This window comes from Providencia rettgeri (assembly GCF_013702265.1).
Classification (GTDB): Bacteria; Pseudomonadota; Gammaproteobacteria; order Enterobacterales; family Enterobacteriaceae; genus Providencia; species Providencia zhijiangensis.
Map to the genome: position 1 here is coordinate 3,935,930 of NZ_CP059348.1, position 17,711 is coordinate 3,953,640.

The following is a 17,711-nucleotide window of genomic DNA, read 5'->3' on the forward strand; positions in this document are numbered from 1 at the left end:
GGTATCACGACATATATTGCTAAACAAGCAGTCAAAGCAGTGCTCCGGCACTGCTTTTTTTATGAGGTTTTCCCATCAAACCACACCGGTAATTAGCTAATAAATAAAAAGGCAATTATCAGACGAATAATAAATTAGAAAGAAGTCACCCGCTTATCTAGAATTCACTCCCGCAATAACTTTTTATGAATAAATTCGTTCATAAACAACCATTTTCATTTTTTGGAGCTTTGGTTATGGATAACCGCAAAAAATACCCTTTTAACACCACCAATTCGCGCACTGTACAACTTATCTCTCATGCCCAACAACAAGGACATCTCCAATTTGGTAACTACAACGCACGAGGGCGTGTCGTCAGAATTCATACAGACAGCTTTTTTCTTGATGGATTAAGTGCCAATCCTCAACAAACCCACTCAGGGCGAGCCGCATTTGAACTGACAAATTGGTTAATGGATAAGCCTCGATTATTTGGTGAGCAGCGCCAAAATTACTTACTAAGTACCTTGGATAAAAATGATTTTTCCGGTTTCGCCTTCCACCCACAGCATGGGTTATGGGTGGATAGCTTCCATTCCTCTCATCAATGGCGTGATGGTGAACCTCGTTCCCAAGCGCAACTTGCCGATGCACTTCTACCTAGTGGGCAGTGGCATCGCCACTACGATACCGTCATTCTTGCCAGCGATGCCAATGACCAACAAGTTGACATTATTCGCCACTGGCTGGAGCTAACCGGCGGCAGTGTCATTATTATTGAGGATGACGAGAAAACGGTTTCACTGCCCATTCAGCAGCTACTTAACGAAGTAGAAAATATCGATATTAATAACGTTTCTCAGCCAACCTACTCCTCGCTCCAAAAGCCAGGTATGCAGGTAACAGCCTACCAATCCACATCCCATGGAATAGAAAAAAATACCTTCACCATCTCTAACTTGACTCACTATGCTAGCGGCTTACCTGAAAGCTCATCATTCACCGTTTGGGTCTATGAAGGAACTCTCACTGTACCGAAATCTGAAAATATTCGCATTTATCTGGACACGTTGTACCACAGTGAAGATTTTACCTTCGAGGTCAACCAACAGACTCAAAAAATGACTCAAGATGATGAATTTGCTGAAATTATTATCCCGAAGTCGAAAGCTGATCAGCAAATACCGTTTAAAATCTCCACGACAACCGGGGGACTGCCGCCAGAAATACGTTTAGGTTGGGGTTTCCCAGATGATGATGAAATCCAATTTATCCCTGACCATGCTATTCATCACGCTTCGCAAACAACGTCGAGTTTGCCCTCATTAGCACCATTACCTAAGCTGCAAACGACATTTAACGCCCACGGTTTTCAACAGCGTGTTTCACTACCCGCTTTATCAATAAATACGCTGACATTAACCGAAGAGACGTTGCAAAATAGCCACTATTTTTCGATGATACTCAACAGCTCACGAGAAACTATCGCCCTACGTCTGGATGATATCGAATTTTCCCGCCAAGATTCTTGGGATGCGCTCGCCTCAGAAATCGAGTTCCATGTTAATCAACAGCTGGCCAGTCTTGAATTGCCATCTATTTCCATGCGTTATGCAAACCACCAGATAGTCATTGATTGTAATGGTATGCAGGTTTCACAGTTTCAGCTGAAAAATCAATCTACTCACCCCATTCTCATTGCTAAAAACCCAAATGGCGTCACCAACCAATTCGTCATTGGAGCAATAATTGGCAACCTTCCACATCACGAAGAAATCGACTATTTCCAATTGATTGAAGCACCGTTATTTGGGGAAGTTGAACTTAATAAAGATACAGGCGAGTGGCAATATCAACCAAATAGCCACCAAGCGTTTAAAGGACATGACCAGTTTGATGTTGTGGCAGTGATGAAAAATGGCGCTATTTCTGCCCCCATGTCGATTCAATTGCAAGCCGAAGATGCCCCCCAATTTTCTATTCCTGGGCAACGTACATTTTCACTACCCGACCCCATTTACCACCAGCCCCAACGCCGCCACCAGCCAGTTCCGAATGATATGCAGGTTCATGGTATCCAGTTAGCGCAGACGCATTTATTATCGCCAAATTCCCCTTATTTTGGTTTAACCGCCAATCGCTGGGCATTACTCAAAGTCGACATCACCAGCCAAACCGCCAGAAATGCCCCTGATATTGTCGCGATAATTCGCAATAAACAAGGTGACGAACTGGAGCGTATTGTTTTGACAGGCCCAATAATGCTTCCCTCGCAACTAAACGAGAAACCGACGACACCGAGTATTGATGCTCAACATTTTCATCACCAAAGTTACACCGCCCCCATAAAAGGCAAATGGGTACAACCAGGCATGCAAATCCAGATAATGGCTGGAGATCAACCCATCGTTCAACCATACACCAATGCTGAAGGGCTTTTTTCACCGACGATAAAGTCTGTTACCCCGATGACGACTCACGTCACGCATGCAAGCTTATATCGTGATGGGCATGGGATTTATAATTATTCGCCACTGAGTTGGGGATTAGAGGCCACCGCCAAGCTGCCAACCCACGAATTCACACTATTTAGCTACCCATCACTGAGCCAGAATATGGGACTTTATCCTTATATTGTTAAGGATAAAAAAGGCTATATAGACACCTCAACGTTAGTGCACCCTCAGTATGATGCCCCTAAAAACATTCCAGAAGCATCGATGTCCCAAATTGATTGGGCCTATTCGGATAGCCAAAGAGCCGCACGACGCACTCTGCTCTATTCCGAATTTTTCTACTCTTCCATTGAACATTTAGCCATGTCAGGGGGAACCGCGCGAACTATTGGGCTTGCAACTCACAACTTTGGAGGGGGGATCACCAAACCCAGCATTCTGTGGCATGAAGTTTTTGGACATGGGCTAAGTTTAGGGCATACCACAAAAGAAGGTTATCCCTATCACCCTGAAAATCATGGTGAAAATATGGCATTTGACCAATATCGTCAGCAATACACGACGTATCGCCAACAAAATCAAACTGATGAAATCATCCCTGCGATGTACCCCGCCGATTACCCACATTACACCGATCAGTATGATGCTTTTCTCGCCCATTCAGATTATTTGACCCAGCAGGCGCAGGACTTTCTGGCCAATATTGATGAAAACGCGGTAGAGCGTAAATACCAACCCGTCTATCAACTAACGGGGATTTTTTTGCCACTATCGGACGGAAAATTACACCCCTATAGCTACCTAACCATCACTCAAACCATCGGACATGTGATCCAAAAAGATCATTTCGATTCCCCGCATAGTTTGACGATCACTTATGTCACGCCATCCGGATTACTCACTGAAACCCTCAAGGTTTCACTGAAAGGTAATGAAATCAACCTCAGTATCGCCAATAAAGGGGAGTTAGTTAGCCTAGATATCCTCAAAACTGAAAATGGCACAGAAACCACGGTTTATCAGTATAAAAATCCAGAATCGCTGGCAAATCGCTTATTTATTTATGGGGATGGAAAAACAATACCAGAAAACTTACAGATGGATAATTATTGGCGCGGCAGCAAACTGTTTTGGTCGGTGAGTGAAGATAACCAAGCTTTGTGTGCAAAATGGGTCGAAAATGGGCGATTAAACCTGCAATACTTTTCATTAGACCCATCGCAGCCCCTTGTGGATACTAAAGCAACATTTATTCCCCTCAATCATTTTGATTTATATGAGGAAAACTCATCCACATCACTCCCTCAACTGGCAGTCCTATCCGATGTTCAGTTACTGTCTGATGTGCAACTGAATCAACAAATTGATATTGGCAAATTAGCATCATCGAGCAATACCTACTGGGCAACCATCTGTCTTTACGATGAGCAAGGTAAAATTCAAGAATATGCACCTATAGAGCCTTGGTATCTTTCAGATCAAGATGGCATTTTGACGGTAAAAGGCACGCTAGACAGTACCCCAGATTTACACGTTGCAGGGATCAAAGTGTATATCGACCGACATTTGCAGGACGATGCTGAAGCTAGCTCTGTATGGATACAGCAAAATGACCAAGGCACTCTTGCAGAAAACCGAGAATTTCTCAATTATGACCGTCCCATGGAATTTAATGCACTGATTTCACAGATGGTGGGAATGAAAGAAGACGCTATCCATGCACAACAGAATGCAGCCCAATGGGTTGAAGCTACGCAATTTATTCCATTAGTCGCATAATAAATCAGGGGGCTTATTTGCCCCCTGAACATGAATATTAAACCATACGCTCGGTATGGCTCATTCGGCGTGCCAGCGGTAACCAACACAGCACCACCAACATCGACATCAAGAACATCAGCAAGCCAAGGCTAAACTGGCCATTTTGTGGCATCAATGCGGAAACCCACGTTGCCACACCAGAACCCACGTTCTGTAAACCACCGACTAATGCCCCCGCAGCCCCCGCTAAATAGGGGAAAGGTTCCATCGCACCAGTAGTCGCCAACGGGAATAACATCCCTGCACCAAAGAAGAAAAGCGCAGCAGGCACTAATAATGTCCATGTGTTCATGATGCCAAACCAACCCGGCACCCACATCATGATGCCCGCAGCCAGACAAATCAGTACCGACTGCCACATCAAGGTGGAGAAATTCTTACCTTCACGCCCCGCATACCAAGCACCAAAGAACGCCGCAGGAATAGGCAGAATAAACAGAATACTGACGGTAATACTACTGAGCCCTAAGACGCCGCCCATCAATACACCACTACAGGCTTCGAAAACTGCGATCCCAGCAAGTGCACCAATCAGCATCGTCAAATACGACAGAAACGAACCGTTAGATAATAATTCACGGTATGACGCCACTAAATTATGCTTTTCAGGTGAAATAGGACGAGTTTCTGGCATCCAGCGATACATACTGAACAACACCCCGCCACCCAATAGGAATAAGAAAATATAACAAGCGTGCCAGCCAAAGAAGTGCGCCAGTATCCCACCAAACATAGGCGCTAACAGTGGGCTTACTAACACCCCCATATTGAGCAGACTATTGGCATAACGTAGCGCGGTGCCTTTATACAGGTCGCGCGGCATGGTTCTCACCATCACTCCCGCAACCCCTGTACCTAAACCTTGTAAACCACTCGCGACTGTCAATACAGTCAATGTTGGGGCAAAAATGGCGACAATCGTTGAAACTAAGAAGATAGATAACCCAGCTAAAATCACCGGACGGCGACCAATTTGGTCAGATAACGGACCATATAGTAGCTGGGAGAAACCATAAGAAAACAGATACGCCGCCATAACGCGCTGTACGGCACCCGAAGGCTCGCCGAAATACACCGCAATTTCAGCAATAACAGGGACATAAACAGTTTGAGTCATTTGCCCAACCGCAGCGAGGGCAATCAACATTAATAACAGATTAAAATTTTCAAGCTTTCTCATTTTGCTCTCAGACACTCACAATTCCTGAGCACACAATAGCGCCGTATTATTAAAGTTTAATAACACGAACGCTTGCACTTAGGATTAAATAATAGATTTTTGTTCGTTGTTTTGCCCATTACATTGGAATTATATAACTAGCAAACAATTGATGTTGTTCTTGTGTGATAAAGATAACAAAATTTATGAATTTTTCGAGGTAGAACACCATTTTAATTTACTTCGCGTTGGCAGTAATATTCGCCACCTCTGTCAACTTAACTGTACATTAAAATTACCAAACTCCCCATTTGCAGAACAATCCACTAAAACACTTTATCGATAAGCATAAACAATGAACTGATCTAGTATGAAATCCTATTAAGTTCAGCAATGTATATCTTAAATAATTCACACTGTTGAATACTTTCTCTGAGGTTTTTTCGATAAGAGGGACAAATTTATGGCGAATTGGGTAACAGGTCGGGTGGTTGAAGCCAAATATTGGACAGAAACCTTGTTTAGTTTAGTGGTGGATGCGCCTATTCAACCGTTTATTGCAGGACAATTTGCTAAACTCGCCCTTGAAGTTAATGGGGAACGCGTTGCCCGCGCCTACTCTTATGTGAATGCTCCCAGCGACAACCGCCTTGAATTCTATTTCGTCATCGTTCCTAATGGAAAACTGAGCCCGAAGCTCGCTGAGCTACAAGTCGGCGATACACTGCAAATCACCGATGAGGCTTCTGGCTTCTTTGTGCTGGATGAAATTCCTGAATGCAAACATCTTTGGATGCTTTCGACAGGTACGGCTATTGGTCCATTTCTCTCTATTTTACAAGAGAATAAAGGGCTAGAGCGCTTCGAAAAAATCGTCTTACTGCATGCCGTGCGTTACCAAAAAGATCTGAGCTACCTGCCGCTCATGCAGCAATTAGAGCAGCAATTCCAAGGAAAATTACGCATTGTCACCGTCGTGAGTCGTGAACACGCACCCGGCTCGCTATATGGGCGGGTTCCCGCATTAATTGAAGATCATCAATTGGAAGAATTTGTTGGGTTGCCGATTGATGCAGAAAATTGCCACATTATGTTGTGCGGCAACCCAGAAATGGTGCGAGATACACGGGATAAACTCAAAGAAACCCACGGGTTAGTTAAACATTTACGCCGTAAACCGGGGCATATCACCAGCGAACAGTACTGGTAATAACCTAACGATTAAGACAGATAATCCACTTTATCTGTCTTTTCCCCATACGGATTCTCACCTTCCATTCCCACAAAAACGCCGCAATCAATCAGCATCATCATCGTGATCAGTAGTGGAAGAAAGCGTCCAATTCCCCATTGCCAAATTTCTGCCAATTGACTGACATCGAAGGAAAAAAGAGCAAAAGCTAACACGACTAAAGCAAACCATCCCCCCGGTTTACCTCTATCATGAAGACGCTTGGTGAAAATCGCCGCAAGGGGATACAGCAACAAAATAAACAACACCACCACAACGACATCCGGTAATGAAAACGCGTTTTGGAAGAGAGAAATCAGGGTCATTAAAATAAAACAGCCTGCTACACCCGCCCAAAATGGTCGCCGTCCAATTCTGCCTTTAAAGGAAAAAGCCCATTGTAGTAATGTCATTGTGTGTAATCCTGATACAATATTAATCTCTGAAGAATAAGTGGCAGAAAAAATGGCTCAACCAATATTCCGTTCCATGTCCATCATCATAACCGCTTTTGTGTGCTATTTTCCACAAATGGCACTTTCCCAAAAGGTACCGACGTTACCTGATACCGACTTAAGCGTCGCGTATTTAGCACCTGATGCGCCAACCTTTAATCTCACGATCCCAGAGCTACGTAGTCAATTTAATCAAACCTATAAAGATTTGTATCTTCACGAATACAAAGTGATTGCTAGCCAAGATATATCCGCGCCCTACATTCGCGCCGCATCACGTATTAATCAACAAATATACTCATCTGCCGTCCTCGAACGAGGTAGTGAGAAAATTAAAAGCTTACAAATCACATTATTACCCACGGACAACGAAACTGACGCTCAAGAAAATCGCCAATTAATTGAGCGCTATATTATTGCTATTATTCATCAGTTTGACCCTAATGTTTCTCTGGATAAAGCCCCAGAGCTGACCGCTGCGCTGAACAAGTTTATGGCCAATAAAAACCCAACCCGCGCGGAAGAAGCAAGATTAGGTGCATTGCGATATATTTTGGTAAAAAGTGACAATAATGTGCTTACTTTTGCTGTTGAACCGATTAAGCTAGAACAACAAGCAAGTGAAAACCGTCAATAATTGAGAGCAACAAATACGCTAAATGGATGATGATCACGCTCTGGCAATAAGCATGATGAAAAGCAAAGCTATTATTATCCATTGTTCCTATAATGCAGGAACAGCGACAGAAACGTCTCGTTGCGCGTAATACCTTGATCGCGTGATGAAAAACTAATCGATAAATCATTCAAACTTTTTGGTTGGAGGAAATAACATGCGACATCCATTGGTAATGGGTAACTGGAAACTGAACGGCAGTACCCAGATGGTCAATGAACTGATTGCTGGCCTGCGTAACGAACTGAGCAGCGTTGATGGCTGTGACGTAGCAATTGCGCCACCAGCGATGTACTTAACTCAAGCTAAACACGCTATCGCAGGCAGCCGCATTGCATTAGGCGCACAAAACGTTGACGTCAACCTGTCTGGCGCATTCACTGGCGAAATTTCTGCTGAAATGCTGAAAGATGTCGGTGCAAAATACATCATCATCGGTCACTCAGAGCGCCGTACTTATCACAAAGAAAGTGATGAGTTCGTTGCAAAACAATTCGCAGTGCTGAAAGAACAAGGTTTAATCCCAGTTCTGTGTATCGGTGAAAGCGAAGCTGAAAACGAAGCTGGCAAGACTGAAGAAGTTTGTGCTCGTCAAATCGATGCAGTTCTGAACACATTAGGTGCGGAAGCATTCCAAGGTGCAGTTATCGCTTATGAGCCAATCTGGGCAATCGGAACCGGTAAATCAGCAACTCCAGCACAAGCACAAGCAGTGCATAAATTTATTCGTAGCCACATTGCGAAAAAAGATGCAGCTGTCGCTGAGCAAGTGATCATTCAATACGGCGGTTCTGTTAACGCAGGCAACGCGGCTGAGTTATTCACTCAACCAGATATCGATGGTGCTTTAGTGGGCGGCGCGTCCTTAAAAGCTGATGCTTTCGCTGTGATTGTTAAAGCAGCAGCAGAAGCAAAAAAAGCAAAATAATTAAATACTCTATTTGATTATTCAATTTAACCGTCTATTTAACTTATTTTTAAATAGGCGGTTTATCTTATCTTCGTTACAGAAAAACCTAAAAATAAAATAATAATAAAAGAATTTAAAAAACCATTAATTAAAAACATAACCCATCTAAATTTATTTATTCTCACATTGAAAATAAATGATTATATAAATATAAGACAAACTTCAATCCTATTAAAAACAGAAATAAAAATCGAATAAACACAGCCAATTAGATCACTTTAAATTAGCTAGCCCACTAATTTAACTATCCATAGCATCAAAAAATAACAATAGACAACAGTGAGATAATTCATTTAGATTGCTTGCGTCGGCTCGCCGACTTTTCATTATTGATATTTTTTATTCTGTTCTCTTTAAATTAGTAACGTAATAAAAATCAATGGCTCCTTATTAATTATGGTGACGTCCCTCTTCAATGAGTTCGACAGCTTCTTGCTTATTGTAATTAATCTATGAGCCCATTGATTTTCAATCATTAAATAATTAAAGCATTCTATAAAGGATGAATATGAAGTCTATAATGGGTTTAATTCTTAATACTGCAATTCTTAGCACAGCAATTCTTTTCCCTATCGCCAGTTATTCTCAATCCAGTCAATCTCCGTCTAGCGATGACCATTGGCGTGTTAAAACCAATGTGTATGTCGAACTGGAAGAGTACCAAGGCCAGCGGGATTCACAGAATAACAAAGTGTATGATAAAGCCAGCATGGTAGGTAAGTTATCGCTGAGTAATCTGGCATCTACTTGGTCGTTTGATCTCGAACACCGAGAAACCTTAAGAAATCACGGAAAAAACTTCTCCAATTCCCGAGATTCTTACATTCGCAATCGAACCCAAATCGGTGTGACCAAGCAGTTTATTAAAGATAAAATTTCCAACCTCGATGTCAATTTCACTTACCGCAAAGAATCCAATGATGGAACACCAGGCTCTAAAGCCCGCGCCTCCAATAGCCTTTATTGGATCATGCCTTCAGGTTCAATCAACCTTGATGAACGATGGACATTTAATTATTGGGGTGCGCTTTACTACTACAGTAATTTCTATGAGGCCAATAGCTACGAATTTGAATCTGAAGTTGGCGTGAGCTATAAACTCACCGATAGCATTAAAGCCAAGGTCAGCTATTACAGTGACAAAGCATGGGATAATGAGTTCACCACCCAATCCTTACAACGCCAAATTCGTCTTGGCTTACCAGTAACTATTAACCAAGATTGGAGCATTTCCCCTTATTTCCGCTATCTCATTAATGACAACGAGTACAACAATCGAGGTCATCTCACTCAGCAGTTACGCAGTGGCTACCGTCTCGGCACTCAAGTGGAATACAAAGTGACACCGAAGTTAGCATTGTGGGGCGGTGTGGCTTATGAACCCACCAAATGGAAATACCCGAAAGGCAGTGAAAAAACATCAGGGAACAGTAATAAACAGACGATGTATCTCGGTCAGTTAGGCGTGAAATATAGCTGGTAGCGATAACCAGCTAGCAGTCATAAATTCCTAGCCGTTCCGCCATTATAGCGGACGGTTAGGCGTTTAATTTTGTCTTCAAATCGTTAGCGATTAGCGGCGAATGATTTCATCAAAGATCCCACCATTCGCAAAATGCGTTTTCTGCGCTTGTTGCCAACCACCAAAATTTTCATCCACGGTGAGTAATTTCAATTGTGGAAACTGGCTTTGATACGCTTTGGCGACTTGAGCATCTCGGGGACGATAATAGTTTTTCGCGGCAATTTCTTGCCCTTTCGGTGAATACAAAAATTCCAGATAGGCTTGTGCCACTTCACGGTGATCTCGCTTATCCACCGTTTTGTCGACAACAGCAACGGTCGGCTCTGCTAAAATAGAAATGCTCGGGGTAACAATTTCAAAATCCCCCTTCGCGCCTAACTCATTAATGGCTAACAACGCTTCATTTTCCCACGCGATCAACACATCGCCAATTCCACGCTCTACAAAGCTGTTAGTTGCCCCTCTCGCGCCAGAATCTAGCACTTCAACATTTTGATAAAGCAGCTTCACAAACTGTTTGGCCTTTTCTGGGTCATTCTGATTTTTTTCTAATCCATATCCCCATGCCGCCAAATAATTCCAGCGGGCGCCGCCCGATGTTTTTGGGTTCGGCGTCACCACAGAGACATCTTTACGGATCAAATCACCCCAGTCATGGATATTTTTCGGGTTATCTTTACGCACTAAAAAGACAATGGTTGAAGTATAGGGTGCAGAATTATCAGGGAGTTTTTTCAGCCAGCCCGGATTAATTTTGCCACTTTGTGCAATCGCATCCACATCGTATGCCAAGGCTAGCGTCACTACATCTGCCTCTAACCCGTTAATCACCGAAGTGGCTTGTTTACCGGAACCGCCATGAGACTGGCGAACAATCACCGTATCCCCCGTTTTTGCTTTCCAGTAATCACCAAATTCTTGATTATATTGGCGGTAAAATTCGCGAGTCGGGTCATAAGAGACATTTAAAATTTGGATATCTTTCGCCCATGCTCCCGCTGTTAATAACAATAAAGAAAATGCCGCTATGGGATAGCGTGAACTTTGCCAGAAACGTACCATCATCCTTTTCTCCATTAATTGAATACGGAATCAGGCTGACAGATACCCACGGCAACGGGAAATACCGAAAAGGTAAATCTTATAAATAAGAGGAATATCGAGGAAAACAAGGGCAATCTTCGCCGATATGGCCAGCCTAAGGCCAACCATACCGGTGAGATTTGCAATAATAGAGGTGAAAAATTAGTACAGTTTTTTCGCGGTTTCCAGCCAATCTTTCTTGAAGACACGCTTCATATTCATAACCGCATCAACAATATCATGGTGAACTAATTTTTCATTTTGGATACCCACACAACGCCCGCCGTAGCCTTCAAGCAGCAGTTGGATAGAGTATGCACCCATGCGAGAAGCCAAAATACGGTCATAAGCCACTGGAGAACCACCGCGCTGAATATGTCCTAATACCGTTGCGCGAGTTTCATGGTGAGTTTCTGCTTCAATATATTTTGCTAGCTCATCCACATCGCAAACGTGCTCGGTGATCGCGACAATCGCATGGCGCTTGCCTTTTTCAATCCCACGTTTGATTTCCGACAGTAACTCTTCACGGTTAAATGGCATTTCTTGTTCTGGCAGAACTAAAAACTCACAGCCACCTGCAATTGCCGCAGAGAGAGTGAGATCGCCACAATAACGCCCCATCACTTCAACGATAGAGATACGTTTGTGAGAAGTCGATGTATCACGTAAGCGGTCAATTGCTTCAACCACAGTTTCTAACGCAGTGAAATAACCGATGGTGTAGTCTGTTCCAGCAACGTCGTTATCAATCGTGCCCGGTAAACCAATGCATGGGAAACCTAATTCAGTTAGGCATTTAGCACCAAGATAAGAACCGTCACCACCAATGACAACCAGTGCATCGATGTGGTTTTTCTTCAGGTTTTTAACCGCTACCGCGCGGACTTTTTCATCACGGAATTGAGGGAAGCGAGCAGAGCCTAAGAATGTACCGCCACGGTTGATCATGTCCGAAACGCTATAACGGTCTAACTGCTTCATGCGGTTTTCATAAAGGCCGAGGTATCCATCAAAAATACCCATCACTTCTAAACCTTCCGCAAGAGCTGCACGTACTACGCCGCGGATCGCTGCGTTCATACCCGGTGCATCTCCACCGCTCGTTAACACTCCAATTCTTTTAATCTGCTTGACCATGATGACCTCTGATTAATGAACATAAATTGCAAATCTATGAAAAAACCACCGCACTGTACTGATATTCACTGCAACTCGCTAACGGATTAACCGCTAAAATTCAGCCAATAATTTTGCTGAATTGATTCAACAGCGAAATAATACGACAAAGCAAGGATTATGCATGGGTTTTCTCGCCAACTTTTATGTTTTCTTGTGATCTCGATTACATAATTTTAGCTCAAATGACAAAAACCAACCCACTCAACGTAATCATCTTACTTCGAAGTACAAATTAAGTCTCGATGATAGCATGTTAATCTCAGTGCGACCCCATCATTGCAAGATACGGAGCATTTTCCTATAAAAAAAGCACCCTAAGGTGCTTCTGCGGTTGAAAAAATAGGAAAATCTATTTACAACAGCTAATTAGGTATAAAAATAACGCGTTAGGTGGAAGAAAATTGGCGCGGCAAAACATAGGGAATCAATTCTATCTAACATTCCGCCATGTCCTTCGATAATGGCCCCAAAGTCTTTGATCCCACTGTCGCGTTTAATTGCAGACATACACAGACCACCGACAAAGCCCATTAACGTAATCGCCAATGACATTAACCCTGCCGCCCACCAACTAAATGGCGTCACCCAATACAAACAGATACCAATCAGCACTGACGTTAATATTCCGCCAATAAATCCTTCGACGGTTTTATTTGGGCTAAGCTTAGGCACAATAGGATGTTTGCCCAGTAACTTACCAAAGACATATTGCAGCACATCAGAGATTTGTGTGACCACAATTAAGAACAGCAGCAACTTAACGTTTTCCCCTTGATAGCCTTCAATATTCAGCATCAACAATGCCGGTACGTGGCTCAAGCAGAATACAGTGACCAACATGCCCCACTGTATTTTCGCAGTACGTTCAAGGAAGTGGTAAGTATCCCCCGCCAACGCGATTCGTGTCGGTAAAAACAAGAAGACAAACACGGGTACAAAAATCGAGAACATCCCATACCACTCAACCCCAACCAGCACATATTGCAGGGGAAGGAAGACGAAAAAACACCAAAATAACGCTTCATGGTCGCTACGGCGCGTCGGCGCTAGCGTAATAAATTCCCTTAATGCAAAGAAAGAAATCAACGCAAACAGGATCACGACCCCGATATTCCCAAGCACCACCGCCAAAACGCAGACGATACACATCACCCACCAAGCACGAATACGCGCATTTAGGTTATCGATGGTTGGGTTACTTTTTTCCCCTGAATAACGGTATGCCAGAATGCCGCCTATTACGCTGGCGACCATCAAAATACCGAAGACACCGGATAACAGCAGTGCTAATTCACGATCCCAAAGACTCATGGCATCATCTCCTCAAGTGCAACTTTCGCTCTTTGCAAAAAATCCGCCTTATTTTCATCTTCAGTAAGTGGAGATAGTGGCTTTCCAACCGTTGCTGAACAGATAACCGGAACCACGAGCTTTGTTCCTTTCGGCAACACGCGATTTAAGTTTTCCAAATACACCGGGACGACTTCAACATTGGGGTATTTTTTCGCTAAATGATAAATTCCGCTTTTGAAGCTACCCAGTTCCTCGCCATCTCCTCGAGTTCCCTCGGGAAATAAAATTAATGAATGGTTAGCAGCAAGTACCGCTTCTAGCGGCTCAAGGACAGACTCTTTTGCAGGTTTGTCCCCTTTTCTATCCACCAATACAGCTCGAAACACGTTATTGACGAGATAGCGACGAAATGGCGTGCCATCCCAATAATCTTTCGCGGCAACAGGGTGAACAAAATGGCGCATTAAAGGTGGCAACCCTGACCAAATAACTAACCCGTCGAGGTGGCTTGAGTGGTTGGCATAGTAGATGCGGGGGGTAATGGCCGGTTGGCATCCAACCCAACGTGTACGGACTCCCGTTAATAAGCGGCAAGTACCGGACAACAGCATTCCCATTCCTTTCGCCAGTAGAGAAACTCGCTGTGTTTTTTCCATCTTTTTTCCTTGCTCTCTTATCGAGCACAAATAAAACAATGATAAAAAAAATTCTTAATCGTATTTGCTTAATAAGATATGCAGCGTCGAACAAGAGCACAACAGGATAAGTTCTGATTTGTGACTTTATTTTCACCACCAGAATTAAGATAAAATGCAAACTATATGAAAAACTCAGATGTTAGATAAAAAATAGGGAAGCCTTAGCTTCCCCATTAATATCATTCAAGATAAAAATTATTTTTTATCTGCCGCGATACGGTCACGGATATGTTGTGCACGCTCATCTGACGGTGGGTGAGAATCAAACATGCTGGTTTCTTTGCTACCCAGTTTTGCTAATTTGTCAAAACCAGTCACTAAACCTTTAGTATCCACACCACGTTTTTTCAGCAGATCATAAGAGAAATCATCCGCTTGGCTTTCTTGGTGTTGAGAGAACTGAGAGTTAACCAGTTTTTGACCCAGCTCACCTAACTGTGAAGAGCTTAATTGAGTCGCAACATCGTTACCTGATGCTGCTGCCGCAGTACGTGCTGCAACTGCCGCATAAGCAACTTGCATTGCTTTACGGGTATGACCTAAAGCAACGTGACCCATTTCGTGACCCAGAACGCCTTCAACTTCGTTGTCGTTCATGATGTCCATCAGACCGCTGTATACACGTACACAGCCATTTGCCATTGCCCATGCGTTCACATCTTTGGTCATGTAAACTTTATAGTTAACCGGAGTACCGTCAACTTCGTTACCCAGCGCTTTAGCAATTTTGTTTAAGCGTTGAGTGTATTTGCTTGAAGCTGGAGCAATTTTGTTTTCTGCGTCCATCTCTTTACATGCGTCATCGCTGAATTTTTTAACATCTGCATCAGATAATGTCGCAGCTTGGAATAATTGCATTCCAGAGTTGGTCATCAGCCCAGTGTCCATACTCTTACAGCCAGTCATAATGACCGCAGAAACTGCGACCGCAACAAGCGCCTTCATTTTCATCTTCTTTTTTCCTTGCTACAAAAATTATATTACTGTTTTTAATAAACCATTCTCGTTCTAATAACGATTCGGAGATACAGCCTAAAGATTCTGTTTAAAATCACAATAAGAATAAAGCCATTAAATAAGCAATCTATGAATTTGATAACAATTTTATCCAAAGAGTGAAATTATCAGAATTATCCGCTAACTAAATAGTCGCGATTTGACTGAGTTAAATCACTCCAAAATGACTTAAATGGCTTTGTAGCGTTATCTTTCAAATAACTCAATCACACAAAAGTCCCCATGATGCTCAGGAGAAGCAATATATTGCGTAGGGGAACCTGTTTTTTCGACCAATAGGGTTTCAAAATCATTTAAGACTGAGAGCTGCCCATCTACTTGCAACTCTAGCTTGCCCTGTAAGTTAAAAATCAGCACACAATTTCCATTACTGATCCACGAGTTTGCCGACTCACAAGATACCCACTGCAGCCGAGCTGAATACTTTTCAGGGTTGTAAATCAAATTAAAATCGCGGATGGCTTCATTGATTAATTCGGCATACACATCACTTTCACCATTAAAGGCGTGAAATTGCTTTTGTAATAAAGAAACAGGCGGGTTTTTATCTATCTGCAGCACAATCCCGGTGCCTTCCAGCACGCCAATGATGCGTTGTTTATTTGGGAAAAAAGAGAATGAGCCCGCGGATTTTACGTCTGCAATCGACACTCGCCAGTCAAAATTTTCGAGTCCTTCCCCGTGGCTTCTCGCCAGTTCTAACGTAAATCCTTGCCCATTTTTCCAAGGCATTTTTTTATAATCTTGAGCAGTCAGTTTCTGGATCATGGCGCAATATGACCTCTTTGGATGTGTGAAAATCTATTTTGCAAGTGTTCAGAATAATCGGTGGAAATAAAGATAGTACGTGGAAAGTGAATGTATAGACAACATATCAGTAATAAAAATATTACTGATAGTAATAGAAGAGTACAAAGAGGGTTATCTTGCGCTCTTAAATTGCAGCTTTAGTCCTAGTGAATGAACTATCTTCAAGATAGTGGTAAATGCAGGGTTACCTTCACCAGATAGCGCCTTATATAGCCCTTCTCGACTCATTCCTACTTCCTTTGCCAATTGGGTCATATTTCTCGCTCTAGCAATATCGCCTAACGCAGCAAGAATGAGTGCCGTATCGCCTTCTTCTAGTATTTCATTAAGATACAGCTGAATTTCTTCTTCGTTCGTTAAATGCTCAGCAATGTCATACTCTTTTATTTTAATATTCATAGATCACCTTCAATTTCACGAAAAACTAACTAATGCTATCACACTTAGGATGTCAACTGTAGTTAACACCAATGCGCTTAGCATAAAAAAAAGCCCCTTAAAAAGGGGCTATAAAAGACAGGGATGGTGTCTATGGCAAGGAAAAACTTCAGTTATTGCTACTTCACTACTTACTTCGAAACTCAACGATACAGCTTAGAAACTCAACTACAGGCTTTAAAAACTCAACTACACTCACTACTAGGAATCTCTACTGCATAACTTGATATTCAACGAACTTATGCTGATTAATTTGCTCAAGCTGCGCCTTCTGTTCTGGCGTCAGTAACTGGTAAAGTTCGTGATGGATACGAGCCATCTCAACGCGTTCATCCAGTTCTTTTTGCAATTGTTTCTCAAGTTGCGCTCGGACAGCTTTATCATCAAAGCGATCCGCTATAATAAGTTTGTGTAATGACTCACGTTCTTGTATTGAGGCAACATTTTCACCATGACGGTGGCGCTGGGTAGCCATCAAATCACGAAGCTGTTGGCGCTGTTTCTCACTCAACGTGATACCATTAAACATAAATTCACTGGCACGTTCGTCGCTATTTAATGATTCAGGGATCTGAAACTGAATAGCAATATGTGTGGTTTGTAGTGGCTGGTCCGGTTGCATTTGAAGCACTAATGATGGTTCATCATTAACACTACTTTCAGATGCTTCACCAAACGCAGCGACTGGCCCGAAAACAAATGCAGAAGCTAAAACGTATGCGGCTGTTTTATGTACTGAACTGTGTTTTGTTCTGTGTACTATTCTTTGCATTTAGATACCTTGTCTCCGAACGATGCTCGTGATTCAATGGAGTTAAATATACGCGGTCGGCTGCAAACTAGCGTCAGAGCATGTAAAAGAACGTAAAGTCATGGAAACGTGAAGATTGTTATCGTATTTTGGCAGTTGGAGGA

At 42.8% G+C, this 17,711-nt stretch carries 15 protein-coding genes; 5 read left to right on the plus strand and 10 right to left on the minus strand.

Translation table 11 applies throughout. The features are described 5' to 3' along the window. The first annotated feature begins 236 nt into the window (after positions 1-236). A complete protein-coding gene (locus H0913_RS18195; protein ID WP_181477716.1) occupies positions 237-4,217 on the plus strand; it encodes a hypothetical protein in 3,981 nt (1,326 codons plus the stop codon). A gap of 37 nt (positions 4,218-4,254) precedes the next feature. On the opposite strand, the gene emrD is transcribed toward H0913_RS18195, so the two are convergent. Beyond that, positions 4,255-5,439 (minus strand): multidrug efflux MFS transporter EmrD, encoded by a 1,185-nt coding sequence (emrD, locus tag H0913_RS18200; protein ID WP_154603294.1) that lies wholly within the window; start codon positions 5,437-5,439, stop codon positions 4,255-4,257. Between the two features lie 442 nt (positions 5,440-5,881). On the opposite strand from emrD, the gene fpr reads away from it, so the two are divergent. Beyond that, positions 5,882-6,628: a ferredoxin--NADP(+) reductase gene (fpr, locus tag H0913_RS18205; RefSeq protein ID WP_154603270.1), complete on the plus strand. Its 747-nt coding sequence runs from the start codon at positions 5,882-5,884 to the stop codon at positions 6,626-6,628. A gap of 11 nt (positions 6,629-6,639) precedes the next feature. On the opposite strand, the gene H0913_RS18210 is transcribed toward fpr, so the two are convergent. Then, positions 6,640-7,062 carry a DUF805 domain-containing protein gene (locus H0913_RS18210; RefSeq protein WP_036950836.1) on the minus strand — a complete coding sequence of 141 codons (423 nt, stop codon included), beginning with the start codon at positions 7,060-7,062 and terminating at the stop codon, positions 6,640-6,642. Between the two features lie 52 nt (positions 7,063-7,114). On the opposite strand from H0913_RS18210, the gene H0913_RS18215 reads away from it, so the two are divergent. From H0913_RS18215 to H0913_RS18225, 3 genes are all read left to right on the plus strand, one after another. Beyond that, complete coding sequence (locus tag H0913_RS18215; RefSeq protein ID WP_154603268.1) at positions 7,115-7,741, plus strand: DUF1454 family protein; 627 nt, start codon at positions 7,115-7,117, stop codon at positions 7,739-7,741. A gap of 196 nt (positions 7,742-7,937) precedes the next feature. After that, positions 7,938-8,708: a triose-phosphate isomerase gene (gene tpiA / locus H0913_RS18220; protein WP_036950832.1), complete on the plus strand. Its 771-nt coding sequence runs from the start codon at positions 7,938-7,940 to the stop codon at positions 8,706-8,708. A gap of 550 nt (positions 8,709-9,258) precedes the next feature. Then, positions 9,259-10,233 (plus strand): OmpG family monomeric porin, encoded by a 975-nt coding sequence (locus H0913_RS18225; protein WP_336431453.1) that lies wholly within the window; start codon positions 9,259-9,261, stop codon positions 10,231-10,233. Between the two features lie 90 nt (positions 10,234-10,323). Here H0913_RS18225 and H0913_RS18230 read toward each other — a convergent pair whose 3' ends face one another. The 8 genes from H0913_RS18230 to H0913_RS18265 all read right to left on the minus strand — a co-directional run bounded on the left by H0913_RS18230 (position 10,324) and on the right by H0913_RS18265 (position 17,568). Then, complete coding sequence (locus H0913_RS18230) at positions 10,324-11,337, minus strand: sulfate ABC transporter substrate-binding protein (protein WP_181478851.1); 1,014 nt, start codon at positions 11,335-11,337, stop codon at positions 10,324-10,326. A 183-nt stretch (positions 11,338-11,520) separates the two neighbouring features. After that, positions 11,521-12,498: a 6-phosphofructokinase gene (pfkA, locus tag H0913_RS18235; RefSeq protein ID WP_154603266.1), complete on the minus strand. Its 978-nt coding sequence runs from the start codon at positions 12,496-12,498 to the stop codon at positions 11,521-11,523. A 408-nt stretch (positions 12,499-12,906) separates the two neighbouring features. After that, positions 12,907-13,851: a phosphatidate cytidylyltransferase gene (locus H0913_RS18240; RefSeq protein WP_154603265.1), complete on the minus strand. Its 945-nt coding sequence runs from the start codon at positions 13,849-13,851 to the stop codon at positions 12,907-12,909. After that, positions 13,848-14,489: a lysophospholipid acyltransferase family protein gene (locus H0913_RS18245; RefSeq protein ID WP_154603264.1), complete on the minus strand. Its 642-nt coding sequence runs from the start codon at positions 14,487-14,489 to the stop codon at positions 13,848-13,850. The genes H0913_RS18240 and H0913_RS18245 overlap by 4 nt, the downstream gene beginning before the upstream one ends. 237 nt (positions 14,490-14,726) lie before the next feature. After that, positions 14,727-15,482 (minus strand): M48 family metallopeptidase, encoded by a 756-nt coding sequence (locus H0913_RS18250; protein WP_154638637.1) that lies wholly within the window; start codon positions 15,480-15,482, stop codon positions 14,727-14,729. Between the two features lie 252 nt (positions 15,483-15,734). Continuing rightward, positions 15,735-16,316 (minus strand): HutD family protein, encoded by a 582-nt coding sequence (locus tag H0913_RS18255; protein WP_154603262.1) that lies wholly within the window; start codon positions 16,314-16,316, stop codon positions 15,735-15,737. Positions 16,317-16,469: 153 nt separating this feature from the next. After that, positions 16,470-16,757 (minus strand): addiction module antidote protein, encoded by a 288-nt coding sequence (locus tag H0913_RS18260; RefSeq protein ID WP_108479168.1) that lies wholly within the window; start codon positions 16,755-16,757, stop codon positions 16,470-16,472. Positions 16,758-17,007: 250 nt separating this feature from the next. After that, positions 17,008-17,568, minus strand: coding sequence for a Spy/CpxP family protein refolding chaperone (locus H0913_RS18265; RefSeq protein WP_154603260.1), 561 nt, complete (start codon positions 17,566-17,568; stop codon positions 17,008-17,010). Positions 17,569-17,711 lie beyond the last annotated feature (143 nt).